Below are 24,741 nucleotides of genomic sequence, written 5' to 3'. Positions count from 1 at the left end.
TCCTCCATGGCCACCACCCTCGCCGCCGAACCATCGAGCCGGCCGCCCTTCATCAAGAAGCTGGCCCGGCGGCTCGAGGTCCGCATGATCCTGCTGGCAATCGCGATTGCCGCCTGCCTCTCGATCCTCTCACCCTATTTCCTGACGCATTCCAACATCTTCAACATGCTCGACCAATCGGTCGTGATCGGCATCATCGCGGTCGGCATGACCTTCGTCATCCTGACAGGCGGCATCGATCTCTCCGTCGGGTCCGTCGCCGGATTGACCGGCATCATTCTCGGCCTCGCGGTGCAGCAGATGCCGATCGTCCCGGCCATTGCCGTCGCAGTTGCAGCCGGTGCCTTTATTGGCCTGCTGTCCGGCCTGCTGATCAATGTCTTCGGACTCGCAGCCTTCGTGGTGACGCTTGGCGTGATGGCGATCGCGCGCAGCCTCGCCTACATCTTTTCCGGCCAGACGGCGATTTCGAACATCCCGGATTCGATGCAGAACATCGTCTACACCAGCGTGTTCGGAATACCGTCCAACGTCCTGTTCCTGCTGGTTCTTTATGCGCTTGCCTGGGCCTACCTCACTTACACCAAGGGCGGGCGGACCATCTATGCGGTCGGCTCCAACAAGGAGGCCGCGCGGGCCGCGGGCCTCAACACACTGTTCTATTCCGTGCTTCCCTATGTGCTCGCGAGCGCGCTTTCCGCCGTCGCGGTGACGTTCTCGATCGCCCAGCTTCTCTCGGCCGATCCGCTGATGGGCAATGCGCTGGAACTCGACGCCATCGCTGCAGTGGTGATCGGAGGCGCGAGCCTTTATGGCGGCCGCGGCTCGATGATCGGGACGCTGATCGGCGTGTTCATCATGGTCATGATCCGCAATGGTCTCAATCTGATGGGCGTCTCGCCGTTCTGGCAGGGCACCGCCATCGGCACGATCATCATCGTGGCGCTGCTTGCCGAGCGGCTGGTCAGTTCGCGAGTGAACCGATGACCAGCGCGCCCTCTCTCGCCGTCCGCCTGTTCGGCACCGAGGAGCCGGTCGTCGCGCCGCGTATCCTCGTTGCAGGGGCGCTCTCCGCTGAACTCGACACCGGCAATCTCCGCCATATCCGCTTTGGCGGCGTCGAGATCATCCGCGCCATCTCCTTCATCGTCCGGGACCGCAACTGGGGTACCTACAATCCGGTCATCGAGAACCTCCAAGTCGACGAACGGGCGGATGGCTTCACGGTTAGCTATGAAGCGCGCGCCGGCGACGATCGCCAGGCCTTCCGCTACAGCGCCCGGATCGAGGCCGATGCGGACGGCCGTCTCGATTTCTCGGCAACCGGCCTCGCCGAGACGGACTTCCTGACCAATCGCACCGGCTTCGTCGTGCTGCACCCGATCGTCGGCGTCTCCGGCCGTCCCGTCACGATCGAGCATGTCGACGGCACCATCGAGCACAGCCATTTCCCGGACGTTATCGATCCCGTCCAGCCGATGATGGCGCTCCGCGCGCTCACCCACGAGGCCGCGCCGGGTCTTGTCGTCACCTGCCGGATGGAAGGCGACACTTATGAGATGGAGGACCAGCGCAACTGGACCGACGCCTCGTACAAGACCTATGTCCGTCCGCTCGCTTTGCCCTGGCCCTATACGGTCGCCAAGGATGAGCGGCTAGAGCAGGCGGTACGACTGAGGGTCGCCAGTGATGCGCCCATGCGTGTTTCGGGCAAGGCCTCGACCCGTATCGTCCTTGGCCCGCCCGGCCGCTCCGTTCCGAGGCTCGGCCTCGGTCTCGACCCGAGCGAGATCGCCGACACATTGGCCAATGCCAGCCTGCTCAGTTCGGTCGGTGCCTCGGTCCTTATCGGCTACTACGACCCGCAAAAGGGCCACGACCGCAGCACGCTGGAAGGCATCGCCGCCGCTGCCCGCGCCCTTGGCGCCGAAGCATGGCTTGAGGCCGTCATCGTCTCGGTCGATGGCTTTGCGGAGGAAGTGGCGGCGCTCGGCCGTACCGTTGCGGCGCTTGGCTCACCCTTCTCGACCGTGCTGGTCTCGCCGGCGCCCGACCTGAAATGCACCCTGCCCGGCAGCGTCTGGCCGCCAGCGCCAGAGCCGCGCGCTCTGTTCGAGGCGGCAAGGACCGCCTTTCCGGGCGCTCGTCTCGGCGGCGGGATGTTCAGCCTTTTCACCGAGATGAACCGCAAGCGGCCGCCGGTCGATCTTCTGGACCTCGTCTCGTTCACCACCACGGCAATGCTGCATGCAGGTGACGACGTCTCGATCGTCGAGGGCTTGGAGTCGCTGCCAGCCATCGCGCTTTCGGCCGCCACGATCGCCGGCGACCGGCCCTTCGCGGTCGGACCGAGCGCCATCGGCATGCGTATGAATCCCTATGGCGACGCGCCGTTTGCCAATCCGAACAACATCCGCCAGGCGATGAACTTCAACGACCCGCGCCATCGCGGTCTGCTTGGCGCAGCATGGGCGCTCGGCTTCTTCGCCCGCTTCGCGGCGGGCGGCGCCGAGACCGTGACGCTCGGCGGGACGACGGGCGCCTTCGGCCTCGTTTCCGCGGCGAGCGACTGGCCGAAGCCCTGGTTCGACGAGGCCGGTGGCGTCTTCCCGATGTTCCATGTCCTCTCTGGCCTCGCGCAGCTTTCGGGCCGGCCCATGCTCGCAGTGGAAGCATCGCCCTTTATCGAGGCGATCGCCGCCGAGACGGAGAACGGCACCGAGCTCTGGCTCGCCAACCGGACGGGCACGCCGCAGGACGTGACGCTGCCCGGCGCACCGCGCGATGTCTTCGTGCTCGACGCGGAGAGCTTCGTTGCCGCCAGCGCCAATCCCGCAGCGCTCGACCATCTCACGCGGTCCTTCACTGAAAGCGAGACCACGCTCGCGCCCTATGCGGTCGCCCGCTTTCGCTTCTCCTGAGTCATCATTTTCCAAGGGGCTTTCCCATGCATATCCTGATCATCGGAGCCGCCGGCATGGTCGGCCGCAAGCTCACCGAGCGCCTCGTGGCCGATGGCGGCCTTGGCGGCCAGCCGGTCGACCGCCTGACTCTGGCCGATGTGATCGAGCCGGCCTCGCCTGCCGGCTTTGCCGGTGCCGTCTCGACACGGGTCGCCGATCTCTCGACGCCCGGCACGGCCGAAGGCCTGATAGGAGATCGACCTGATGTCATCTTCCACCTCGCCGCGATCGTCTCCGGCGAAGCAGAACTAGATTTCGACAAGGGCTACCGGATCAATCTCGACGGCACCCGCTTTCTCTTCGACGCGGTCCGCCTTGAGAGCGCCAAGGGGCTCTACAAGCCGCGCCTCGTCTTCACCTCGTCGATTGCCGTCTTCGGCGCGCCCTTCCCGGCCACGATACCGGACGAATTCTTCACCACGCCGCTGACCAGCTACGGCACGCAGAAGGCGATCGGCGAATTGCTGCTCTCCGACTATACGCGGCGCGGCTTCTTCGATGGCGTCGGCATCCGTCTGCCGACCATCTGCATCCGGCCCGGCAAGCCCAACAAGGCGGCGTCGGGCTTCTTCTCCAACATCCTGCGCGAGCCGCTGGTGGGCCTCGAAGCCGTGCTGCCCGTGGCCGAGACCGTGCGCCACTGGTTTGCCTCGCCGCGCGCCGCCGTCGGCTTCCTGCTGCATGCCGCGACGATCGACAGCGCGGCGATCGGTCCTCGCCGCAACCTGTCGATGCCTGGCCTCTCCGCCACGGTCGGCGAAGAGATCGAAGCGCTGCGCCGCGTAGCGGGAGACCGTGCCGTCGCGCTCATCCGTCGTGAGACCGACCCAGCCATCGTCCGCATCGTCGATGGCTGGGCACCCGATTTCGAGCCGAAACGCGCTGTTTCGCTCGGTTTCCAGGCCGATGCCTCATTCGACGCGATCATCAAGGCCCATATCGACGATGAACTCGGCGGCAAGATCGCCGTCTAGCCGATAGGGGCAGGACCAACCATGACCGATCATCCCTTCTCGCTCGCCGGTCGCGTCGCCGTTGTCACCGGCGGCGGCAGCGGCATCGGACTCGCAAGTGCCGTCGCCATGGCGCAAGCCGGCGCCCGCGTCGCCCTGCTCGATCGGGCGCCTGACAAGACCGACGCGCTCGCGGCATGCGGGAACGCTGCTTTCGGCGTGACGGCCGATGTTGCTGATGAAGCGGCGCTGGAGGCTGCCTTCGATACGGTGATGGCTGAGGCGGGCCGGATCGACATCCTCGTCAACAGCGCCGGTCTCGCCATCCGCAAACCGGCGCTGGAACTTTCGGTCGCCGATTGGGACAAGGTCGTTGCCGTCAACATGACCGGCACCTTCCTCGCCTGCCGGGTCGCCGCGCGCCACATGATCGCCGGCGGCCGCGGCGGCGCGATCGTCAATGTCTCGTCGATCATGGGCTTTTCGGGCGGCGGCCTTTATCCCAACATCTCCTACCAGACGACGAAGGGCGCCATCGTCAACATGACGCGGGCGCTCGCCATCGAGTGGGCAGGCCTTGGCATTCGCGTCAACGCGGTGGCGCCGACCTATGTCCGCACGCCGTTCATCGCGCCGCTGACCTCCGATCCGGTCCTCGTCGGCAGGATCGAGGCGATGACGCCGATGGGGCGCCTGGCAGAGCCGGAAGAGGTCGCCGCGGCGATCCTCTTCATGGCAAGCCCCGGCGCATCGATGATCACGGGACATACGCTGCCGGTCGACGGCGGCTTCCTTGCACAATGACGCGTATTTCAGAGAGAAACGCCATGTCTGAAACGGGAAAGATCGCGCTCGTCACGGGGGCGGGCACGGGCATCGGACGGGCCGTCGCCCTTGCTCTGTCCGCCGCCGGCTATCGTCTGGCCGTTACCGGCAGGCGCGAGGAGCCATTGCAGCAGCTTGCCAAGGAGGCCGCCAGCGAGGTGCTGGTCGCGCCGGCCGACCTCACCGATCCCGCCTCGGTCGCCGCTCTCTTCGACGCCGTCAAGCACCATTACGGCCGGCTCGACGTGCTCTTCAACAATGCCGGCGTCAATGCTCCGCCCGTCAATATCGAGGACCTGCCCTTCGAGCAGTGGAAGGCCGTCATCGACACCAATGTCACGGGCGTCTTCCTCTGCACGCAGGCCGCCTTCCGCATCATGAAGGACCAGAGCCCGCGCGGCGGACGGATCATCAACAACGGCTCGATTTCCTCGTCCAAGCCGCGCCCGAACTCCGCTCCCTATACCGCCTCGAAGCACGCCGTGCTTGGACTGACCCGCTCGACGGCTCTGGACGGCCGCAAATACGACATCGCCTGCGGCCAGATCGACATCGGCAATACCGAGACGCCCATGGCCGCCAAGATGAAGAGCGGCGTCCTGCAGCCGGATCTCTCCACCCAGGTCGAGCCGACCTTCGATGTCGAGCATGTCGCGAACGCCGTCGTCCATATGGCCGGCCTGCCGCTCGACACCAACATCCTGGAAATGACCATCATGGCGACGAAGATGCCGCTGGTTGGCCGGGGCTGACGGCTTAGCGCTGCCGTAGCGCCGCGACCTGCTCCGGTGTGAGCGGACGGGTCTTGTGGCCGTCGAGGAGGAGATAGAGCTTCGCCGTCTCCTCGAGTTCCTCGGTCGCGTACTGCGCCTCGCGCAGCGTCGCGCCCGAAACGACCGGCCCGTGATTGGCGAGCAGCACCGCACTATGCGCCTTGGCCTGCTCGCCGACCGCAACAGCGAGGCTTTCATCGCCCGGCGGGTAATAGGGCACGAGCGGCAGCGATCCGACGCGCATGATGTAATAGGCCGTCAGCGGCGGCAGGACGTCGCGCGGATCGACATCGGCGAGAATGCTGACCGCGACGGAATAGGTCGAGTGCAGATGCACGACGGCGCCTGCCTTCGGCCGCTCGCAATACATGCAGCGATGCAGGAAGGCCTCCTTGGTCGGTTTGTCGCCGTCGACATGGACGCCTTCTGCCGTGAACCGCGACAACCGCGCCGGATCGAGATCACCGAGCGAAGCATTGGTCGGCGTCATCAGCATCTCGCCGTCCGGCAGGCGCGCGCTGATATTTCCGGTCGACCCGAAGGTCAGTCCGCGATTGAAGATCGAGGCGCCGACCCGGCAGATCTCGTCGCGCAGGCGTGTCTCGTCGGAGATCGTTGCGATGGTCATGCGAGGAGCTTCCAGGCCTTGAGGAAGAAGTCGTCGGTACCGAAATTACCCGACTTCAGGGCGAGCGCGACCGGGGCCTCGTCGCCGAGGCTCAGCGTCCAAGGCACGCCGGGATCGATCTCGGGGCCGATCGTCAGCGCGCTGACACCGAGCGCCTGCACGACCGCACCGGACGTCTCGCCGCCCGCAACGAGGAATCGCCGATACCCCCGGTTGCGCAATTCAACTGCGACGTCGGCGAAGAGATGTTCAATGATCGTGCCGGCGCGATCACGGCCGAGCTTGATCTGCGCGTCCGTCACGGCAGCCGGATCGGCGCTCGCATAGACCAGCGCCGGGCCCTCGCCTGCCGCCTCGATGAACGCCAAAACCTCGGCGGGCGTCTCCGTCCCATCGGCAATGGCAAGCGGGTCGATCTGGCGGGCCGGCAGCCCGGCGGCGATGGCGGCAGCAACCTGCCGCCGCGTCGCGGCTGAGCAGGAGCCGGCGAGGATCACGGAGCGTCCTGCAGGCGCGGCCAGGCTTTCCGGTGCGCCGCGGCCTTCGATCAACCCGGCCCGGCGGAAATTCTCCGGCAGGCCAAGGGCGATGCCCGACCCGCCTGTGATCAGTTTCATGTCCGATGCGGCCTCGCCGATCGCCCGCAAGTCATCATCCTCGATCGCATCGACGATCAGCATTCGCGGACCGTCGGATGCAGCAGCGGCGAAGCTCGACCGGATCGCCTGAGGGCCTTCCGCCACCACTTCGCGAGCGACAAGGCCGACCGGAACATTCGTCTGCGCCTGCAGCACGCGAACCAGATTGGCGTCACGCATCGGCGTCAGCGGGTGATCCTTCATCGGACTGTCGGAGAGCAGGAGGTCGCCAACGAAGAGATGGCCGCGATAGACCGTCCGCTTGTTGGCGGGAAAAGCGGGACAGGCGATCGTGACGCCCACCCCGAGCAGGTCCATCAGCGCCTCGGCCACCGGGCCGATATTGCCCTTGGACGTTGAATCGAATGTCGAGCAATATTTGAAGATCAGTTGCCTTGCGCCGCTGGCGAGCAGCCAGCGCCCCGCCTCCAGCGAAAGCGACACCGCCTCGGATGCAGGAATCGTGCGGGACTTCAGCGCGACGACAACCGCTTCGGCATCGCCTGTATCGAAGCCTGCCGGCGGCGTACCGACCACCTGCACGGTTTTCATGCCCTCGCGGGCCAGCATCAGCGCGAGATCGGTCGCACCGGTCAGATCGTCGGCGATCGCGCCAAGCAGCATCTCGTCTCTCCTCGCCTCAGGCCGTCTCGCCGGCCTCGATTTCGTAACCGGTATTGATGATCGCGGTGTCATCGGGTCGATCCGGGCGAGCGACCAGCGCCTCCGCCGCCAGCTTGCCGATCAGGAAGCGGTTCGAGCGGACCGTGGAGAGACGAAGCGGCAGGGCAGCGCCGATCTCCAGCCCGTTGAAACCGAAAAGACCGACATCGCGCCGCGGCTCCAGCCCCGCCGCGAGGCAGTGGAAATAGCCACCGACAGCCATGTCGTCATTGGAGAACACCACCACATCCGGCCGCTCGCCGGTGGCCAGCAAACCGGCCAGCGTTTCGCGACCGGCGAGGGTCGAGCTCGGGCCGGCAATGCGCCGCTCGGCGACGACACCAAGCCCTTGGGCGGAGAGTTCATCCACCAGTCCCTCAAAGCGCAGCCGAGCGCGATGATCACTGTCCCAATCGTGACCGACATAGCCGAAGCGCCGATAGCCGCGCGAAAGCAGATAGCGCGCGATATCGCGGCCCGCGCTCCGATGCGACAAGCCGACCGCGACATCGATCGGCGTCGCGTCGATATCCATGATCTCGGCCACGCGAATGCGGCTCGCCGCCAGCATGCGCCGCGTCCCATCGGTATGTTCAAAGCCCGCGAGGATGATCGCCGCCGGCTGCCAGGCGAGGAGCGAGCGGACGACCCGCTCCTCTTCGTCGGCGTCATATCCGGTGACCCCAACCACCGGCTGGTAACCGGACGGCGCCAGCGCTTCGTGGATGCCGCGCAGAACGTCGGCGAAGACGATATTGGTCACCGACGGCAGCACGACGCCGACCAGCATCGAGTCGGCCGAAGCGAGCGCGCCGGCAAGTCGGTTCGGCACATAGCCGGTTTCGGCCACGGCATGAAGCACGCGCTCGCGCGTCTTGGCCGAGATCGGGCCCTTGTTGCGGATGACGCGCGAGACGGTGATCTCGCTCACGCCGGACAGACGCGCCACGTCGGCGAGGACAGGCAGCGTGCGCTGCGGCGGAGCACTCCTTCCAACTGACATGGGCGCATCTCCAATCTGAGAATGACAGCGCTAACACAAAATGATTGCACGATGCTAGAGGCTATGGCATTCACTAATGACAGCGCTGTCATTTGTCGATAACGGAGACCTTCATGTCGGAAAAGCCGCTCAATGTCGCCGTGGTCGGCCTCGGCTCGATGGGCCTCGGCATGGCCCGTTCTCTTCTCCGCGCCGGCTTCGATGTCTCCGGATGCGACCTTTCGGAATCCGCGCGATCCGCGCTGGCAGATGCCGGTGGACGCCCTGAGGCAACGCCTCGGCTGGCCGCAAGGGGCGTAGCTGCCGCCCTGATCGTCGTGGTCAATGCGGCCCAGACCGAAGCTGTGCTTTTCGGCGAGGACGGGGTCGCGGCCTCGCTTGCACCCGGAGCCGTGATCATCTCATCCGCCACCATGGCCCCCGGCGAGGCAAAGCGCTTTGCCGCCCGGGCCCAGGCGGCGGGCCTCCTTTATCTCGATGCGCCGATCAGCGGCGGGTCCGGCAAGGCTGCAAGCGGCGAGCTGACCGTGATGGCCTCTGGTGCGCCGGAGGCCTTCAGCGCCGCGAGGCCGTTGCTCGATGCCATCGCTGCGCGTGTCCACGAACTTGGCCCGGATGTCGGGATCGGCTCCTCCTTCAAGATCGTCAACCAGCTCCTTGCCGGCGTTCATATCGCGGCGGCGTGCGAGGCCATGACGTTTGCGAAGAGCCTCGATCTCGATCTCGCGCGCGTCTTCGAGGTGATCACACAATCGGCCGGCACAAGCTGGATGTTCGAGAACCGCGTGCCGCATATCCTGGAGGGAGATTACAGCCCGCGCAGCGCGGTCGCGATCTTCACCAAGGATCTCGGCATCGTCTCGGATATCGGCCGAGGCGAAAACTTCCCGCTGCCGATCGCCAGCGCCGCGCTGCAGATCTTCCTCGCCACGGCCGCTGCCGGCATGGCCCGTGACGACGACGCCTCCGTCGCGCGCCTCTACGCCCAGATCGCCGGTCTGGAATTGCCTATGCCGAGGAAGGAGACCGCCTGATGCCGCGCTTCGCCGCCAACCTGACGATGATGTTCAACGAGTACGCCTTTCTCGATCGGTTCGAGGCGGCGGCAAAGGCGGGTTTTGAAGCCGTCGAGTTCCTCTTCCCCTATGAGTTTCCCGCCGAAGCCATCGGCGAACGGCTTTCTGCGCACGCCCTCTCGGTCGTACTCTTCAACCTTCCACCGGGCGATTGGTCGAAGGGCGAGCGTGGTCTCGCAGCCCTCGACGGCCGGCAGGCGGAATTTCGCGCGAGCGTCGAGACCGCCCTCGCCTATGCGAAGGTCCTCGGCGTGCCGCGGCTTCACATGATGGCCGGCATCGCCGACCGGTCGGACGTGATGGCCGCCGCGCGCTACCGCGACGCGCTCGCCCACGCAGCCGACGCAGCCGGTGAGAACGGGCTCGACCTTCTCATCGAGCCTCTCAATCGACGCGACATGCCGGGATATTTCCTGAATGATTTCAACCAGGCGGCCGACGTGATCGCCGAACTCGACCGGCCGAACCTCAAGCTGCAATTCGATATCTACCACCGCCAGATCCTGCACGGCGACATGCTGAAGGGCCTTGAAAGCCTGCTATCGATCACCGGCCATATCCAGACTGCCTCGGTGCCGGGACGCAACGAGCCTGGCACCGGCGAGCTGGACGATTTCCGTATCTTCGCCGCGCTTGATGAACTCGGCTATGCCGGCCATATCGGCTGCGAATACCGTCCGCTGGCAGATACGGTTGCGGGGCTGAGTTGGCGGAACCGGCTGAACCGCTCCTGAAGCAGGCCCTTCGTCATCCACCGGCATCGAACGGCTATCGCTTTCCGCGACTGCTCCAACCTCGACGCCCGCAGCGAGCGGGCGTCGTTATTTCGTTCGGTCCTCGTCGAACTCCAGCACCGGCGCCTGCGGGCGGGCGAGGCCATCCAGAGCGAGATCCATCATGCGGTGAGCCTGCGCCTCCGCATTGGCGCCGACGGGAATAAGCCAGAGGAAACTCATGAGCAGCAGCGCCCTACACGCCGCGACACGACTTCCAGGGCATCTCCGACGACCGCGAGCTCCAGCGCATCATGCCGCTGATCCCAGGCTTCACAACACCGGCGCGATGAGCCGGACCGATAGAGCCATGGCGGCACCGGGACCGGCGTGGCGTGGCGTGGGGCTTCACCCCGCCATCGGCGGATTAAGGCGCGCGAAGCCTTCCTGACGCCGATAGGGGAAATGGGGATAGGGCGCGGTGGCGGCGCTCGCCTCGTCCAGCTTCGCCACCTGTTCGGAGGTGAGGTTCCAGCCGATCGCGCCAAGGTTTTGGCGAAGCTGCTCCTCGTTGCGCGCGCCTATGATGACCGAGGAGACGGTCGGGCGTTGCAGCAGCCAGTTGAGCGCGATCTGCGGCACCGTCTTACCGGTTTCCGCCGCTACCGCGTCCAGCGCATCGACGACGCGATAGAGATGTTCGTCATCCACCGGCGGGCCAAAGCTCGCAGTCTCGTGCAAGCGGCTGCCTTCGGGCAGCGGCGCGCCGCGCCTGATCTTGCCGGTGAGCCGGCCCCAGCCGAGCGGACTCCACACCAATGCGCCAAGGCCTTGGTCCGCATCGAACGGCATCAGATCCCACTCATAGTCGCGCCCGACCAGTGAGTAGTAGACCTGGTTGGCGACATAGCGCGGCCAGCCATGGCGCTCGGCGACCGCCAGCGACTTCATGATCTCCCAACTCGCGAAATTGGAGACGCCGATATAACGGACCTTGCCGGCGCGCACGAGCGCATCAAGCGTCGAAAGCACTTCCTCGACCGGCGTGCCGGCATCGAAGGCATGCAGTTGCAGCAGGTCGATATAGTCAGTCTGGAGCCGGCGCAGCGCGTCCTCGACCGCCCGGATCAGCCGGAAGCGCGAGGAACCGGCATCGTTGGGACCATCGCCCATGGGCAGGCTGGTCTTGGTCGAGATCAGCACCGCGTCGCGCCGGCCTTTGACGGCCTCGCCGAGCACTTCCTCCGACGCACCGCCGGAATAGACATCGGCCGTGTCGAACAGATTGACGCCCGCCTCCAGGCAGATGTCCACGAGGCGGCGGGCTTCCGTGGCGTCGGATTGGCCCCAATTGCTGAAAAGCGGGCCGGAGCCACCGAATGTGCCAGCGCCGAAGCTGAGAACCGGCACCTTGAGGCCGGATCGGCCGAGGGATCTATAGTCCATGGGATCGTCCTTTCATTCCGCAGGAAGGAAGTCGGCGGCCGAGGCGCGCGTGGAGGTCCACGATGGCGCGCCGGGCATCGCCTGGTGTTGCATAGCTCAGCTTCGAGGGATCGGCCGCGATTGCCGAGCATCGCGGCGTCGGCTGCCCGCATCGGCCGCGAGAAGCGCGACGGCGATAGCTGCGGCCGGGAACAGCGCAGCCGCCAGCGGAAGCACGGCGAGGCCCGGCCCGTGGTCGATGACCATGCCGCCCGCCCATGCGCCGATGGCGTTGCCAAGGTTGAAAGCGCCGATGTTGACGCTGGAGGCGAGGCTCTGGCCTGCACCTTCAGCTTTCGAGAGAACCCACATTTGCAGGGGGGCCACGGTGGCGAAGCCCGCCGCGCCAAGCAGGCCGGTGAAGATGACAGCCGCAATCGCGCTGTGGAACGCGAAGGTCATCAGGCCGAGGATGACGGCAAGCGCCGCCAGAGTGCCGAGGATGGCGCGGATCAGATTACGGTCGCCGAGCTTTCCGCCCAGCAGGTTTCCCGCGACCAGACCGCCGCCGAAGACCAGCAGGATCGGCGAGACCGCACTGACCCCAAAGCCGCTGATCTCGGTCAGCAGCGGCGCGATATAGGTGAAGACGGCGAAGACCCCGGCATATCCGAGCACTGTGGTCAGCAGCCCGAGCAGCACGGGACGGCGGGCGATGGCGTGCAGATCGGTCCGCCAATCGGAGGCTTCGGGCGGCGTCCTATCCTGAGGCACCAGCGCGGCGAGAACGCCAAGTGCGACCAGCCCCACCAGCGTTACCGCCCAGAAGGTGGCGCGCCAGCCATAATGCTGGCCGAGCCAGGTCCCGAAGGGCACGCCAAGCACGGTCGCGACGGTCAGGCCGGTGAACATGATGGAAATGGCCGAGGCGCGCTTGTCTTCAGGCACAAGGCTGGTCGCGACCACCGCTCCGACGCCGAAGAAGGTACCATGCGTCAAAGCGGTCAGAACGCGCGCCGCCATCAGCCATCCATAGGTCGGCGCAAGCGCGCAGGCGGCATTGCCGATGACGAAGATGACCATCAGCCCGACGAGCACATGCTTGCGCGGCCAACGGGCAGTCAGCACGGTCAGGACGGGCGCGCCGATGGTGACGCCGAGCGCGTAACCGGAAATCAGCAGCCCGGCAGCGGCGATGGTGACGTTGAGGGCACGACTGACCTCCAGCAAGAGGCCCATGATGACAAATTCGGTGACGCCGATGCCGAAAGCTCCGGCTGTCAGGGCATAGAGCGCGAGCGGCATGATCCAATCTCGATCCACATTCTGAACGGTGGCCGACAGATAGACGCTCGATGCTGGATGAAATAGAATGCGGAGCGGAACATCACTTGTGAGATCAACTCATCATGGCGCGACTTGAGGTAAACCGATCGGGCGAGATGGAGGTCTTCGTTCGCGTCGTCGAACTCGGAGGCTTTTCCCCCGCCGCTCGCGCCGCGCGCATGACTCCTTCGGCGGTCAGCAAGCTGATAGCGCGGCTGGAGGCGCGGCTTGGCGCAAGGCTGCTCAACCGTTCGACACGGCAGCTTCAACTCACCTCGGAGGGCTGCACCTTCTACGAGCGGGCTACGCGCATCCTCGCTGATCTGGAGGATGCCGAGCGCGTGGCGGGCGTCGGCGAGCAAGCGATCGGCCGCGTGCGGGTCAACACCAGCGCTTCCTATTTCAGCCACATCCTCGCCCCCGCGCTGCCGGCGTTTCTGGCGCTGCATCCGGGCGTGACACTCGACGTCGTACAGACCGACGCCGTGGTTGATCTGCTCGCGGAGCGCACCGATCTCGCGATCCGGGCGGGGCCGCTGAAAAGTTCCAGCCTCGTCGCGCGCAAGCTTGGCGAGACCGCGCTGATGATCGTCGCCGCTCCGTCCTATCTCGAACGATACGGCGAGCCGCGTTCCATCGCCGATCTCGAACGGCACAATCGCCTCGGTTTCGGCTACACGCGAGCCGTCGACGGCTGGCCGCTGCGGGAAAACGGGGAAGTCGTCACCGTGCCCGCCACGGGCCGCGTGCAGGCGAGCGACGGCGAAGGTCTGCGCCAGCTGGCGCTTTCCGGTGTTGGCATTGCTCGGCTCGCCGGTTTCACCGTGCGTGCGGACATCGCGGCCGGGCGGCTCATCTCGGTGCTCGACGATCTGGATACGGGCGAGATGGAAGCCTTTCACGCCGTCTATGTCGGCCAGGGCGGTCCGCTGCCATCGCGCGTACGGGCGCTGCTCGATTTCCTTGCCGAGAACGGCAGGGTTTCGTGAGCGATCAGACCGCCGCGCGGGCGACGGCAGAGAGACGCAGGACCGCGCCAGTTCGCCGCGTCCCGGACGAGCGCGGCGCCGAATATGGCCCCTTCAACAGGACCGGCCGAGGCTTCATCCGCGACATCGCTCATTCTCTTTGATGCTGGACGTCGCCCCGATCAGTCGCGAAATTCGATCACGGCTTCGATCTCAACGGGAATTCCGAAAGGCAGGGAAGCAACACCCACCGCCGATCGCGCATGGCGGCCAAGGTGGGGAAAGACCTCGCCAAAGAGGTTCGAGCATCCATCGATGACAAAGGGATGGCGCGTGAAATCCGGCGTCGCGTTGACCATTCCGAGTAGCTTGACCACCCGACTCACGCGATCAAGGCCACCGAGCTCGGCGTCGATGACGGAGAGCAGGTTGATCCCGACGAGACGGGCAAAGCCCTGCGCCTCCTCGGCTGTGAAATCGGCCCCGACCTTTCCTACGATCGGCCGGCCCTCGGCATCAGCCGGGGCCAGCCCCGAGATGAACAGCAGATTGCCCGTCCGGACGGCCGGTGTGAAATTGCCCACCGGTGACGGCGGCCGTGGCAGGACGATGGCTAGGCTGGCGAGCCGCTCGGATATCGACATTTCTGGACCTGGCGGAGAATGGCGCCGCGGCCAGGCAGGCCACGGCGGGGGCTTGGCGATCGCTATTTGAGATCCGAGAACCCGGTCGCGACGAAGAGTTCCGACTGCAGCGATGTGAGCCTGGCCGAGCTGCCGGGCGGCGGCCAGATGCCTTCCTTGCTCGCCTGAGCGCGCGCCTTCACGCGGTCCTCGATCGTCTTGTAGGGCCAGATATGCACCATTTTCTGCGGCGCACTTTCGACCGAACCCATGACCATCAGCAGCTTCGACATCGAATTGCGCCGGTCGACGACCTTGCTCCAGGCCTCCGACGTCTCGGGCAGGCCGCCCGGCTGCAGCGTGTAGGTGCGGATTTCGTAGAAGGGTCCGTATTCGCCCGGCTCGATCGGGCCCATGAAGGACAGGGGCTCGAAGGCGGTGCTGCTGATGCCGCCGAGATAAGGCGCGATCCCGTAGGGATTCTCCGCCTGCATCAAGCGCGCCCGCTCGGCGGTCAGCGCCTCAGCATTCTCGTAGGCTGTCAGGAAAGCGAAGCGGTTGAGCACGCCAAATTCGCAGGAAAAGCAGCCGAGCGGCCGGCCCGTGCTCGAGAATTCCTTGTAGGTCTGCGGCAGAAGCGGCAGCACCGCACCCAGCGTGTTGGGCAGCAGCGACAGGATTGTCAGGTCATACAGCATTCGATCGTCCCGGAATTGAGCCATTCATGGCAAGGCTTTCCAAACTCGTCCAGCATTGGTACACCATGGGAATGCCAAGTGCACGCCGAATTTCGTTCTGCATCTGGCGCCACGCATGCGGAGGGCAGACAGGATGTACGATCTCGTAGTGAAGGGGCGTGTGGTGGCTCCCGCCGGCATCGTCGAGGGCGGCTGGATCGCCGTTTCCGACGGTCTGATCGCCGCGATCGGGACGGGTGCCGCGCCGACGGCGTCAACAAGCCGGGACTATGGCTCGGCCTATCTGCTCCCCGGCGTCATCGACGGGCAGACCCATGCCGGCAGCCAGATCGGGTTCGCCGGAATGGGGCCGACCAGCCGGGCGGCGGCAATGGGCGGCGTCACGACCATTGTCGATATGCCGTATGACGATCCCGATCCCGTCACGACCGGCGCGCTTCTGTCCGAAAAGATCGATGCGGTCGAACGGCTCGCCGTCTGCGACGTCGCTCTTTACGGCACGGTACCGACGAGCCCCAATCGGGAGCACATCGCCGAGCTGATCGCAGGCGGGGTCTGCGCGTTCAAGATCTCCTCCTTCGAAGCGCACCCCCACCGCTTTCCTCGCATCGGCAATGCCGCAACGCATTGGCTTCTGGAGACGCTCGGAGGCACCGGCCTGCCAGTGGGATTGCATAATGAAGACCAGGAGATCGTTCGAAGCCTCGCCGCGACGTTCCGCGCCGAAGGTCGGACGAGCCCGTCTGACCACAGCCCAAGCCGGCCCGAAGTCGCTGAACTGACCGCGACTGCGAATTTCCTCGAACTCGGCGCCGCGACTGGCTCGCATCTCCACATCGTGCACATCTCGATCGCCGAGGGCTTCGACCTCGTGCGCGCCTATCGCGATCGCGGCGTGAACGCGTCCGCCGAGATGTGCGTGCACTATCTGCTCTTCGACGCGGCGCATGACACGCCGCGCCTCGGCGGGCTGCTCAAGGTCAATCCACCCATTCGCTCGGGCCAGAAGGACGCGCTCTGGCAGGTGTTGGAAGCAGGCGGTTGTACGTTCGTGTCGTCAGACCACAGCGCCTGGCCGCTCGATCGCAAGCAGAATGCCTCGATCTTCGACGTCGCGGCCGGCATGCCGGGGCTCGAAACGCTACTGCCGGCCTTCTTCACCGGCGCATCAGCCCGCAGCGGCGGCGACGCAGCGGCGCGGATGACGGCGGATCTCCTCAGCGACAAGGTGGCGACGTTCTTCGGCCTGCCCCGCAAGGGCAAGCTCGCGCCGGGCTTCGATGCCGACATCGCCGTGCTCGATCCGACGCCTGGCGTCTACGATTCAAAGCGCAACGCCGACGGCCCCGGCTGGAGCGCCTATGACGGCGTGGAGTTCGCGGCGACGCCAGCCGCGACCTTCGTGCGCGGCCGGCAGGTCTGGGATGGCGCCGCCATCACGGCGCCGGCCGGACATGGCCGGTTCGTGGCCCGTCCGGAGCGCTGACGCTTCAGCGAATAGCGCCGGACAAACGGTCGATCAGCGCCAGCTTCACGGTTTCGATGTGCCTGGCCATGGCGGCCCGTGCGCGCTCGCCATCGCCGCTCTCGATCGCATCGAGCAGCAGCGTATTGTCCTCGACGCCGAAGCTCGGTGTCACGGATTTGCGCGAGGCATTGAAGACGTGAGTCCGGCGGCGAAGGTCGCGTATCATCGAGGCCATCAGCACATTGCCGGCCGTATCGGCGATCTCGCCATGCAGCAGGTCGTCGACCTCCCAGATGTCGCTCAGGGTCGGCTTGGGATTCCCGGCGATCTTTTCGAGCGCGGCGCGCATGATCGCCATACGTTCCGGCGGGATGCGACCAGCGGCGAGCCTCGCCGCTTCCGCCTCGAGCAACTGCCGCACGTTCAGGATCTCGACAAAGACTTCGGTCGAGAACGGGCTGACGGTGACGCCGCGATTGGGCTGCTTGTAGACCAGCCCTTCCGCCTCGAGTCGGCCCAACGCTTCACGGATCGGCGTGCGCGAGGCGTTGAGCTTTTCGGCCATGCGCCGCTCTGTAATCACGTCGCCTGGCCTTAAGTCGCCACGGATCAAAAGATCGATCAGTTGCTCATACACCTGTTCCGTGAGGTTGGGCCGGTCCGCGGACCCCACGTCCAGATCCAGTACATCGATTTCACTCAAGCGCCCAACTCCCAGCTTTGCGAGGCAGTCATATATCCCACTGTCTGCCAATGGAAGACACTGGGAATTGCTTTGGTATTCCAGCGACTGCCTCGGATTTAGAGCCGAGTTGAGCCATCATGCCGACAATTCGGGCACAGCACACCCCTGCCCGCGATTTCAGCGAAACCTCATGCAGCGGGGCTTGCAATTCGAAACGGCTTGGTCGATACCTAGTGGTATACCACTGGCGTGCAACCAATCCGCCACTTGCATAGAGGCCGTCCCATGCCGATAAAACCCTGGCGCGCAACCAGCATTCAGATGCGCAGCGAGCGCGCCACGCAGGCCCCCGATGACGCTGCCGCGAAGGCGCTCATCCTCCGGAACCTCGATCGCCTGATCAGCCTGATCACAGAGGCCTGCGCCTCGTCGTTGAAGCCCGATCTCGTTGTATTTCCCGAGTTTGCCCTGCAGGGGCCTCCGCTGCAGATGCATGTGCGCGAATGGATTGATCGCGCCTGCTCGACCATTCCCGGACCGCTGACCGAGCCGCTGCAGGAACTGGCGCGGCGCGAGAAGATCTACATTGCCGGCAACATGTTCGAGGCGCCGGCCGAATGGCCGGGACGCTATTTCAACTCGTCTTTCCTAATTGACCGCAACGGCGAGGTGATCCTCAACTATCGCCGGATCAATACGGCCGCCTTCCCCTCGCCGCATGATTTCATGTCGGACTACATGGCCGCGACGCAGCAGGAACAAGTATTCCCCGTCGTGGAAACCGAGCTCGGCCGGCTCGCCGTCATCCCCTGCGGCGAGATCAATATTCCGGAGGTCTCGCGCGTTTTCATGATGCAGGGCGCCGAGGTGATCCTGCATCCGACCAACTCGAAATATACGGTCGGCCAGGAGGCCGCCAAGGTCGCGCGCACAGCCGAGAACATGTGCTACCTGGTCAGCGCCAACGTCGCCGGCCCGATCGGCTTCTCGCCCGACAACACGATCATGGGCGGCCGCTCGCACATTCTCGACCATCACGGCAATACGATCGCATTCCAGGAAGATGCGTCCGAGGGTGTGGGCGTCACCGGCATGATTGATATCGAAGCGCTGCGCACCGACCGTCGCGCCGATACCGGCATGCACAACCCCCTGCTGCGGGCGCGGTTCGAGATGTACCGCCCCTACTACGCCAGCGCCGAATTCTACCCGGCCAACCATTTTCTGGCGTCACCGATGACCGACACCGTACAGACGCGCGAAAGCGTCGAGATCGCCCGCGCCAATCTCGAAAAGCTGCGCGTGCTGCAGCCGCTGACGAACTGATCCCAGGAGCCCACCACGATGATCACAGCCGAAGAAAACGAACAGCTTTGCCGCGTCGGCAAAGGCACTCTGATGGGCAACTTCTTCCGTCAGTTCTGGATGCCCGTCTGTCTCTCGTCCGAACTCAAGGCCGATGGCGACCCGGTTCGCCTGATGATCCTCGGCGAAAAGCTTGTTGCCTTCCGCGATAGCGAGGGACGTGTCGGCGTGTTCGATCACCGCTGCCCGCATCGCTGCGCATCGCTCTTTTTTGGCCGCAACGAACTGGGCGGCATACGCTGCGCCTATCATGGCTGGAAATTCGACGTGACGGGCAAGTGCCTCGACCAGCCCAATCTCGAGGACAAGTCCAAATATCCAGCCGGCACGCCGGCCATTGCCTACCGCGTGCAGGAATCGGGCGGGCTCGTCTTCGCCTATATGGGCGAGCGCCAGGAGAACCCGCCGCCGCTGCCCGAGATCGAGGCGATCATGGGCGAGGGTCATGACGCAAACATCGCCCTCACGCATCGCGACTGCAACTACATGCAGGCGCTCGAGGGCGACGTCGACACCTCGCATCTCGGCTTCCTGCATGTCGGCGGCATCGATGGCGAAAAGCTCGACCTGAGCGATCCGGAAGCCTTCACGGTCACGGAAAAGGCGCCGAAGATCAACGTTTCCGTCATGCCGTTCGGCACGATGTATTCCGCCCAGCGCAATGCCTATGAGGGCACGGAGCATCATCGTTTCGCGAGCTATATCTTCCCGATCTGGGTGACCTATCCGTCGGGGCTCATGGACGACAACGTCACCGTCAACGCCTGGGTCCCGATCGACGACGAGAGCACGATGATCTTCAACATCGATCTCGGCCGCATCAATGGACGCAGGAAGAACCTCAAATACAAGGACGGCACACTGGTCGGCGGCCTTGCCCGCCCGCTCGAATACCTGCCGACGACCACCGACTGGAAGGGCCGCTGGCGTCCCGTCAAGGATGCCTCCAACGACTACGGCATCGATCGGGAATGGCAGCGCAATGGCGATAGCTACACCGGCATCGTCGGAGTTCCTCTGCAGGACCAGGCGATCCAGGAAAGCATGGGTCCGATCGTCGATCGCACCATGGAGCATCTGGCCGCCAGCGACCGCATGGTCATCCTGACGCGTCGCGTCATGCTCGACGCCGCCAAGGAATATGCCGAGACCGGCAAGCTGCCTGACGTCGTTGATCGGCCAGAACTCTGCCGTGACGCCCGCGGCGGTGACATCGTCGTGCCTTATGGTACGGATTGGCTTGATGGCTATGAAGAGAAGATGGCCGCCATCAAGGGCCACCGGCCGAAGCTCTTTGCCGCCGAATGACGACCGTTCTTCGAGATCGATCCGACGCGGGACTCGCGTCGGATCCCGTTCAAAGGCCGTCGAGCGCGGCGGAGCCTGGCCCGCTCCGCCTCCGCGTCGAAGCGATCCGCTTCGAAGCCGAGACGATCCGCTCTATCGAACTGCGCGCGCCTGACGGCTCCACCCTGCCGCCCTTCAGCGCCGGCGCGCATATCGATCTCGCCTTGCCGGGCGAGCTCTCGCGCAGCTATTCGCTGATCAATGCGGACGAAGACGGCGACCGCTACGTCGTGGCCGTCAACCGCGACGCGGCAAGCCGAGGCGGCTCCGCCTATCTCTGCGAGACACTCCGGGTTGGCGAGATTCTCCCGGTCATGCCACCACGCAACAGCTTCCCTCTGGTCGAGACAGCGCAAGAGAGCGTGTTCTTCGCCGGCGGCATCGGCATCACGCCGATCCTCGCCATGATCCGTCGTCTTGAAGCCATCGGCAGACGCTGGCGTCTCTTCTACGCCGTGCGCGATCGCGCCAATGCGGCCTTCCTGGCGCAACTGGCAGCCCTCGAGACAATCGAACCCGGTCGCGTGCATCTGCATGCCGACACCGAGGCCGGCAGCGTCATGGATGTGGTGGCCCGCGTCGCCGAGCTACCGGCCGATGCGCATCTCTATTGCTGCGGCCCGACCCCGATGATTGCCGCGTTCAAGGCCGCCGCGGCCGGGCGTCCGGATGATCAGGTTCATATCGAGCATTTCGTCGGCACGGCCGCCAAGCCGACGGGCGAATTCAAGATCGTGCTCAAACGCAGCCAGAAGGAATTCACCGTTCCGGCCGGCAAGACGATCATGGATGTCCTGATGGAAGCCGGCGTGCGGGTCGCGCATTCCTGCCGCGAAGGCGTCTGCGGCACCTGCGAGACCCGTGTGATCGAAGGCGTCCCCGACCACAAGGATAACGTGTTGTCGGCGCGCGAGCGCGCCTCGAACAAGCTGATCATGATCTGCTGTTCGGGCGCCAAGTCGGATCGTTTGATCCTCGACCTCTAGCCCCCGGATACCTGACAGGCGGAAGCCTCCTGGCGAACGTGTCATTGCCGAGACAAGTCCCGGCAATGACGTCGCATGGCATTCGCCGTTACGGAGCCGCCAGCGCCAGCGATGCGCCGCTCTGGGCCAGCCGCCGCAGCAGGCGTCCGTTCAGCCAGTCGAGTTCGCGATGGTCTTCCGCGTTCAGGCGGGGGCCGGGCGAACGCACATGGGCCGAGGCGATGGCGCCGCGCCGGCGCAGCATTTCCTTGCGCAGCGCGATGCCGATGACCGGCATGGCCTCGTGCCGCAGCAGCGGCAGATAGATGTCGTAGAGATCCTCGCCCTGCTCAACCTCGCCACGCGCGAAATGGGCGCAGACATCAACCAGCATCTCCGGATAGGCGAAGCCCGTCATGGCGCCGTGCGCGCCGCGCCGCAGCTCCTGCGGCAGGTAGAGACCGCCATTGCCAACGAGAATGCTGATCTTCCGCCCCTCGGCGCCGATGAGACGGCTGAGCTTGTTATGGCCCGGCCAATCCTCGTGCTTGAACATCACGACATTGGGATAGCGATCGACGATGCGCCGGATCGTCCCAACCGAGATGTTGACATTGGTGACGAGCGGAAAATCCTGCAACACGACCGGCGCATCGCCGAGGCGATCGAGCACGTCGCTGAAATAACCGTAGATCTGCTCTTCGGTGCGAACCGTCGGCACTGGAGCGAGCATGACGCCGGCCGCGCCCTGCCCCATCGCCTCATCCGCGAACTGCACCAGCGGATCGGTGCCAGCGGCCGAAACACCGACCACCACCGGCACCCTGCCATTCACGCGCTTCATGTAACGGTCGAGGACCAGGCGGCTTTCGTCGGAGGTCAGCTTGTGCGCTTCCCCCATCATGCCGAGGACCGTGATGCCCGCGACGCCTTTTTCGAGATAGAACTCCACCACGCGGTCGATGCTCGCCTCGTCGATCCGACCATTGTCGGTGAAGGGCGTAACCGCGATGACGAAGACGCCGCTCGCGCTCTCGTCGAGCTTGTTATTCACTGTGTTCTCCCAGAATTTCGATATGCGGACGAAGCGATGCCCTGATCAGGCGTCCGTTTCGGACAGGCCGCGGTGGCGCCACGGAATGACGACGCGCTCGAGGCGCTCGATCACCATGAAGAAGACGACGCCGATGATGGTGATGAGGATGATGGCGGCGAACTGGCGCGTGATGTTGAAGCTCGAGCCCGCGACCAGGATCAGATAGCCGAGGCCTTTATCGGCGCCGATGAACTCGGCGACGATTGCGCCGATCACCGACAACACGGTCGCGAGCTTGAAGCCGGCAAACATGCTCGGGAGTGCCTGCGGCAGGCGGAACTTCCAGAACTGCTGCCAGCCCGAGGCGCCCATGGAGCGCGCGAGATAGACCATTTCGCGCGGTGCGGACTTCAGCCCCATCACGGAATTGATGACGATCGGAAAAAACGAGAGCAGCACGACGATCACGATCTTCGGCGCGAGACCGTAGCCGAACCAGGTGAGCAACAGAGGCGCAATCGCCACTTTCGGCACGGTCTGCGAGGCCACGATCAGCGGATAGACGGATCGCTCCATGAAGCGCGAATAGGCGATGAAGACCGAAAGCGGCACGCCGATCAGGACCGCGCAGAGGAAGCCGAACACGACCTCTCCACCCGTCACCATCGCGTTGGGCAACAGCCGATGCCAATAGGCGCCGAATTCCGCCAGAATGGCGGAGGGTGCTGGAAGGATATAGTTGGGAATCTCGCCGATCTTGACCGACAGCTCCCATACGATGATCAAGACGATCACGGACCACAACGCCGGCGGCACCATGGCGAGCAGGCGATTGAGCACGTTGACCTTAGGCACAACTGGCGTTTCGGCGGCGATCGACATGGCTCAATACTCCTCCCTGAAGACGCCGAGACCCTTGAAGATCTGGGTGAGCTCGCGTGTGTATTCGATGAACCTCGTGTCCTCGCGCATGGCGAGACGGCGCGGGCGCGGCAGGTCGATATCGATGATGCTTTCGATGCGACCGGGACGGGGCGACATCACCACCACGCGGTCACTGAGGAAGATCGCCTCCGAGATCGAGTGCGTGATGAAAAGAACGGTCATGTCGTTGTCGGCGCAGAGGCGCAGCAGATCGATCTGCAACTGGTCGCGCGTCATCGCGTCCAGCGCGCCGAAGGGCTCGTCCATCAGCATCAGGGGCGGACGATGCAGCAAGGCGCGGCATATCGAGACGCGCTGGCGCATGCCGCCCGAGAGCTCCTTCGGATAGGAGTTCTCGAACCCGTTCAGCGAGACCATCTTGAGCAGTTGCAGCGCGCGTTCTTTCGCCTGCTTCAGATCGCCCTTCCTGATCTCGGCCTGGATCATTACGTTTTGAAGCGCGCTGCGCCATTCAAGCAGGACATCCTGTTGAAACACGATCCCCGCATCGGCGTTCGGACTGTCGATATGCTTCTTGCCGACCGTGATGCGGCCGGCGCTGACGGACAGCAAGCCGGAGACGAGCATCATGAGCGTGCTCTTGCCGCAGCCACTCGGGCCCAGCACGGAGACAAATTCGCCCGGCTTGATATTGAGGTTGATGTCCTTCAGCGCATGGACTTCGCCCTGGCGGCCATTGAACGTCTTGGAGACGCCCGAAATGGAGATGTAGGACTCGGCGGCACTGATCATGGTGCGTGGTGCTGGCATGACGTTCATGTGGTGCGGACGACCTTTTCGGCCGGTCTCCTCTGTTGCCCCGAGGGCCTGATCTCTTCCGTCCGTGATGCGGCCTAGATCGAGCGGATGGCGCCGCCATCGACGCGGATGACACTTCCGGTCACGTAGCTCGCAGGCACGCTGGCGAGGAACGCGGCGACGGCGCCGAATTCCTCGATCGTGCCGTAGCGGCCGGCCGGAATGGATGACGCGGATTCCCTGGCGATCTCATCTTCGCTGCGTCCGGTCCGCTTCGCCTGGGCGCTGTCGATCGATTGGGTTCGGGCGGTGCCGATGCGGCCGGGCGCCATGACGTTGACGGTGACGCCGTCGGCCGCAACCTCACCGGCCAGGGTCTTCATGAAGGCGACGAGCGAGGAGCGCAGTGCATTCGAGATGGGCAGGTGCGGGATGGGCTGGATCACGCCACTGGACGTGATCGTGATGATGCGCCCCCATCTGCGCGCGCGCATGCCCGGCAGGAGCGCGAGGGTCAGCGTCATGATCGGCTGAACCATCTTGTCAAACTGTCCGCGCATTTCGTCGATCGAAACGCCGCTCGGCAATCCGGTCGGCGGGCCGCCGGAATTATTGACCAGGATATCGACCACGCGGCCTTCGCGCTGCGCTGCCCGAAGGATGTCCTCAACCGCATCGGGCTCGCCAAGGTCAGCCGCGACGAGGTCGCAGCGCGCCTGCTCATCCTCGGCAAGGCTGGCTCGCGCGGTCGCCAGCCGCTCCATGGATCGGGCAACAAGCGTTACACTGGCACCCTCCCCAAGCAGGGAGCGGGCTACGCCGAGGCCGAGGCCCTGGCTGGCCCCGAGCACGATCGCGTGCCTGGTCCTCAATCCCAAATCCATGTCGTCGAATTCCTGATCGTCGCCGCAAGGGCG

The 24,741-nt window shown here is 64.9% G+C and carries 25 protein-coding genes; 12 read left to right on the top strand and 13 right to left on the bottom strand.

Annotated features, from left to right (window positions below; genetic code table 11):
- Positions 1-6: 6 nt before the first annotated feature.
- The 5 genes from LB518_RS04820 to LB518_RS04800 are packed head-to-tail and all read left to right on the top strand — an operon-like array spanning position 7 to position 5,493.
- On the top strand, positions 7-987 hold the full coding sequence (locus LB518_RS04820; protein WP_224573668.1) for an ABC transporter permease: 981 nt from the start codon (positions 7-9) through the stop codon (positions 985-987).
- Positions 984-2,921: a D-apionate lactonase family protein gene (locus LB518_RS04815; RefSeq protein WP_224573666.1), complete on the top strand. Its 1,938-nt coding sequence runs from the start codon at positions 984-986 to the stop codon at positions 2,919-2,921. Before LB518_RS04820 ends, LB518_RS04815 begins: the two co-directional genes overlap by 4 nt.
- Positions 2,922-2,947: 26 nt before the next feature.
- On the top strand, positions 2,948-3,937 hold the full coding sequence (denD, locus tag LB518_RS04810; RefSeq protein ID WP_224573665.1) for a D-erythronate dehydrogenase: 990 nt from the start codon (positions 2,948-2,950) through the stop codon (positions 3,935-3,937).
- A gap of 21 nt (positions 3,938-3,958) precedes the next feature.
- The gene (locus LB518_RS04805; protein ID WP_224573664.1) at positions 3,959-4,720 is read left to right on the top strand and encodes an SDR family NAD(P)-dependent oxidoreductase; all 762 of its coding nucleotides are present in this window, start codon (positions 3,959-3,961) and stop codon (positions 4,718-4,720) included.
- A 23-nt stretch (positions 4,721-4,743) separates the two neighbouring features.
- On the top strand, positions 4,744-5,493 hold the full coding sequence (locus LB518_RS04800; protein WP_224573662.1) for an SDR family oxidoreductase: 750 nt from the start codon (positions 4,744-4,746) through the stop codon (positions 5,491-5,493).
- Between the two features lie 4 nt (positions 5,494-5,497).
- Here the strand turns inward: LB518_RS04800 and otnC are convergent, their stop codons facing one another.
- The 3 genes from otnC to LB518_RS04785 are packed head-to-tail and all read right to left on the bottom strand — an operon-like array spanning position 5,498 to position 8,446.
- Complete coding sequence (gene otnC / locus LB518_RS04795; protein ID WP_224573660.1) at positions 5,498-6,142, bottom strand: 3-oxo-tetronate 4-phosphate decarboxylase; 645 nt, start codon at positions 6,140-6,142, stop codon at positions 5,498-5,500.
- Positions 6,139-7,404: a 3-oxo-tetronate kinase gene (gene otnK, locus LB518_RS04790; RefSeq protein ID WP_224573658.1), complete on the bottom strand. Its 1,266-nt coding sequence runs from the start codon at positions 7,402-7,404 to the stop codon at positions 6,139-6,141. The genes otnC and otnK overlap by 4 nt, the downstream gene beginning before the upstream one ends.
- A 16-nt stretch (positions 7,405-7,420) precedes the next feature.
- Positions 7,421-8,446 carry a LacI family DNA-binding transcriptional regulator gene (locus LB518_RS04785; RefSeq protein ID WP_224573657.1) on the bottom strand — a complete coding sequence of 342 codons (1,026 nt, stop codon included), beginning with the start codon at positions 8,444-8,446 and terminating at the stop codon, positions 7,421-7,423.
- A 113-nt stretch (positions 8,447-8,559) separates the two neighbouring features.
- On the opposite strand from LB518_RS04785, the gene ltnD reads away from it, so the two are divergent.
- A complete protein-coding gene (gene ltnD, locus LB518_RS04780) occupies positions 8,560-9,480 on the top strand; it encodes an L-threonate dehydrogenase (RefSeq protein WP_224573654.1) in 921 nt (306 codons plus the stop codon).
- Entirely contained in the window at positions 9,480-10,256 is a 777-nt protein-coding gene (gene otnI / locus LB518_RS04775) for a 2-oxo-tetronate isomerase (protein WP_224573652.1), read from the top strand. The genes ltnD and otnI overlap by 1 nt, the downstream gene beginning before the upstream one ends.
- Positions 10,257-10,343: 87 nt before the next feature.
- On the opposite strand, the gene LB518_RS24630 is transcribed toward otnI, so the two are convergent.
- The 3 genes from LB518_RS24630 to LB518_RS04765 form a co-directional block, all read right to left on the bottom strand.
- Positions 10,344-10,478: a hypothetical protein gene (locus tag LB518_RS24630; protein ID WP_286198546.1), complete on the bottom strand. Its 135-nt coding sequence runs from the start codon at positions 10,476-10,478 to the stop codon at positions 10,344-10,346.
- A gap of 165 nt (positions 10,479-10,643) precedes the next feature.
- Positions 10,644-11,681, bottom strand: a complete 1,038-nt coding sequence (locus LB518_RS04770; protein ID WP_224573650.1) for an aldo/keto reductase — start codon at positions 11,679-11,681, stop codon at positions 10,644-10,646.
- 96 nt (positions 11,682-11,777) lie between these two features.
- Entirely contained in the window at positions 11,778-12,965 is a 1,188-nt protein-coding gene (locus tag LB518_RS04765) for an MFS transporter (RefSeq protein ID WP_224573648.1), read from the bottom strand.
- A 104-nt stretch (positions 12,966-13,069) separates the two neighbouring features.
- Between LB518_RS04765 and LB518_RS04760 the strand changes: the two genes are divergently transcribed.
- Complete coding sequence (locus tag LB518_RS04760; protein ID WP_224573647.1) at positions 13,070-13,975, top strand: LysR family transcriptional regulator; 906 nt, start codon at positions 13,070-13,072, stop codon at positions 13,973-13,975.
- Positions 13,976-14,136: 161 nt separating this feature from the next.
- On the opposite strand, the gene LB518_RS04755 is transcribed toward LB518_RS04760, so the two are convergent.
- Both LB518_RS04755 and LB518_RS04750 read right to left on the bottom strand, forming a co-directional pair.
- The gene (locus tag LB518_RS04755; protein WP_224573645.1) at positions 14,137-14,598 is read right to left on the bottom strand and encodes a RidA family protein; all 462 of its coding nucleotides are present in this window, start codon (positions 14,596-14,598) and stop codon (positions 14,137-14,139) included.
- A 62-nt stretch (positions 14,599-14,660) separates the two neighbouring features.
- Positions 14,661-15,275: an NIPSNAP family protein gene (locus tag LB518_RS04750; protein WP_224573643.1), complete on the bottom strand. Its 615-nt coding sequence runs from the start codon at positions 15,273-15,275 to the stop codon at positions 14,661-14,663.
- A gap of 133 nt (positions 15,276-15,408) precedes the next feature.
- Between LB518_RS04750 and LB518_RS04745 the strand changes: the two genes are divergently transcribed.
- Positions 15,409-16,761 carry a dihydroorotase gene (locus LB518_RS04745; protein WP_224573641.1) on the top strand — a complete coding sequence of 451 codons (1,353 nt, stop codon included), beginning with the start codon at positions 15,409-15,411 and terminating at the stop codon, positions 16,759-16,761.
- Positions 16,762-16,765: 4 nt separating this feature from the next.
- On the opposite strand, the gene LB518_RS04740 is transcribed toward LB518_RS04745, so the two are convergent.
- The gene (locus tag LB518_RS04740; RefSeq protein ID WP_224573639.1) at positions 16,766-17,446 is read right to left on the bottom strand and encodes a GntR family transcriptional regulator; all 681 of its coding nucleotides are present in this window, start codon (positions 17,444-17,446) and stop codon (positions 16,766-16,768) included.
- A gap of 267 nt (positions 17,447-17,713) precedes the next feature.
- Here LB518_RS04740 and LB518_RS04735 point away from each other — a divergent pair, with 267 nt between their 5' ends.
- From LB518_RS04735 to LB518_RS04725, 3 genes are read left to right on the top strand one after another with little or no spacing between them, the layout of a single operon-like run.
- Positions 17,714-18,754, top strand: coding sequence for a nitrilase-related carbon-nitrogen hydrolase (locus LB518_RS04735; RefSeq protein WP_224573637.1), 1,041 nt, complete (start codon positions 17,714-17,716; stop codon positions 18,752-18,754).
- 18 nt (positions 18,755-18,772) lie between these two features.
- On the top strand, positions 18,773-20,101 hold the full coding sequence (locus tag LB518_RS04730) for a Rieske 2Fe-2S domain-containing protein (protein ID WP_224573635.1): 1,329 nt from the start codon (positions 18,773-18,775) through the stop codon (positions 20,099-20,101).
- Entirely contained in the window at positions 20,098-21,126 is a 1,029-nt protein-coding gene (locus LB518_RS04725; RefSeq protein WP_224573633.1) for a PDR/VanB family oxidoreductase, read from the top strand. The genes LB518_RS04730 and LB518_RS04725 overlap by 4 nt, the downstream gene beginning before the upstream one ends.
- 88 nt (positions 21,127-21,214) lie before the next feature.
- On the opposite strand, the gene LB518_RS04720 is transcribed toward LB518_RS04725, so the two are convergent.
- From LB518_RS04720 to LB518_RS04705, 4 genes are all read right to left on the bottom strand, one after another.
- Positions 21,215-22,159 (bottom strand): dihydrodipicolinate synthase family protein, encoded by a 945-nt coding sequence (locus LB518_RS04720; RefSeq protein ID WP_224573631.1) that lies wholly within the window; start codon positions 22,157-22,159, stop codon positions 21,215-21,217.
- Positions 22,160-22,204: 45 nt separating this feature from the next.
- Positions 22,205-23,023: an ABC transporter permease gene (locus LB518_RS04715; RefSeq protein WP_224573629.1), complete on the bottom strand. Its 819-nt coding sequence runs from the start codon at positions 23,021-23,023 to the stop codon at positions 22,205-22,207.
- Positions 23,024-23,026: 3 nt separating this feature from the next.
- Positions 23,027-23,845 (bottom strand): ABC transporter ATP-binding protein, encoded by an 819-nt coding sequence (locus tag LB518_RS04710; protein ID WP_224573618.1) that lies wholly within the window; start codon positions 23,843-23,845, stop codon positions 23,027-23,029.
- Positions 23,846-23,919: 74 nt separating this feature from the next.
- Positions 23,920-24,696, bottom strand: a complete 777-nt coding sequence (locus LB518_RS04705; RefSeq protein ID WP_353619931.1) for an SDR family oxidoreductase — start codon at positions 24,694-24,696, stop codon at positions 23,920-23,922.
- Between the last annotated feature and the right edge of the window lie 45 nt (positions 24,697-24,741).

The sequence above is a fragment of the Mesorhizobium sp. BR1-1-16 genome (genome assembly GCF_020165495.1).
Classification (GTDB): Bacteria; Pseudomonadota; Alphaproteobacteria; order Rhizobiales; family Kaistiaceae; genus Kaistia.
Note: the sequence above shows the minus strand (reverse complement) of the source record. Positions and strands in the feature narration are given on the sequence as shown.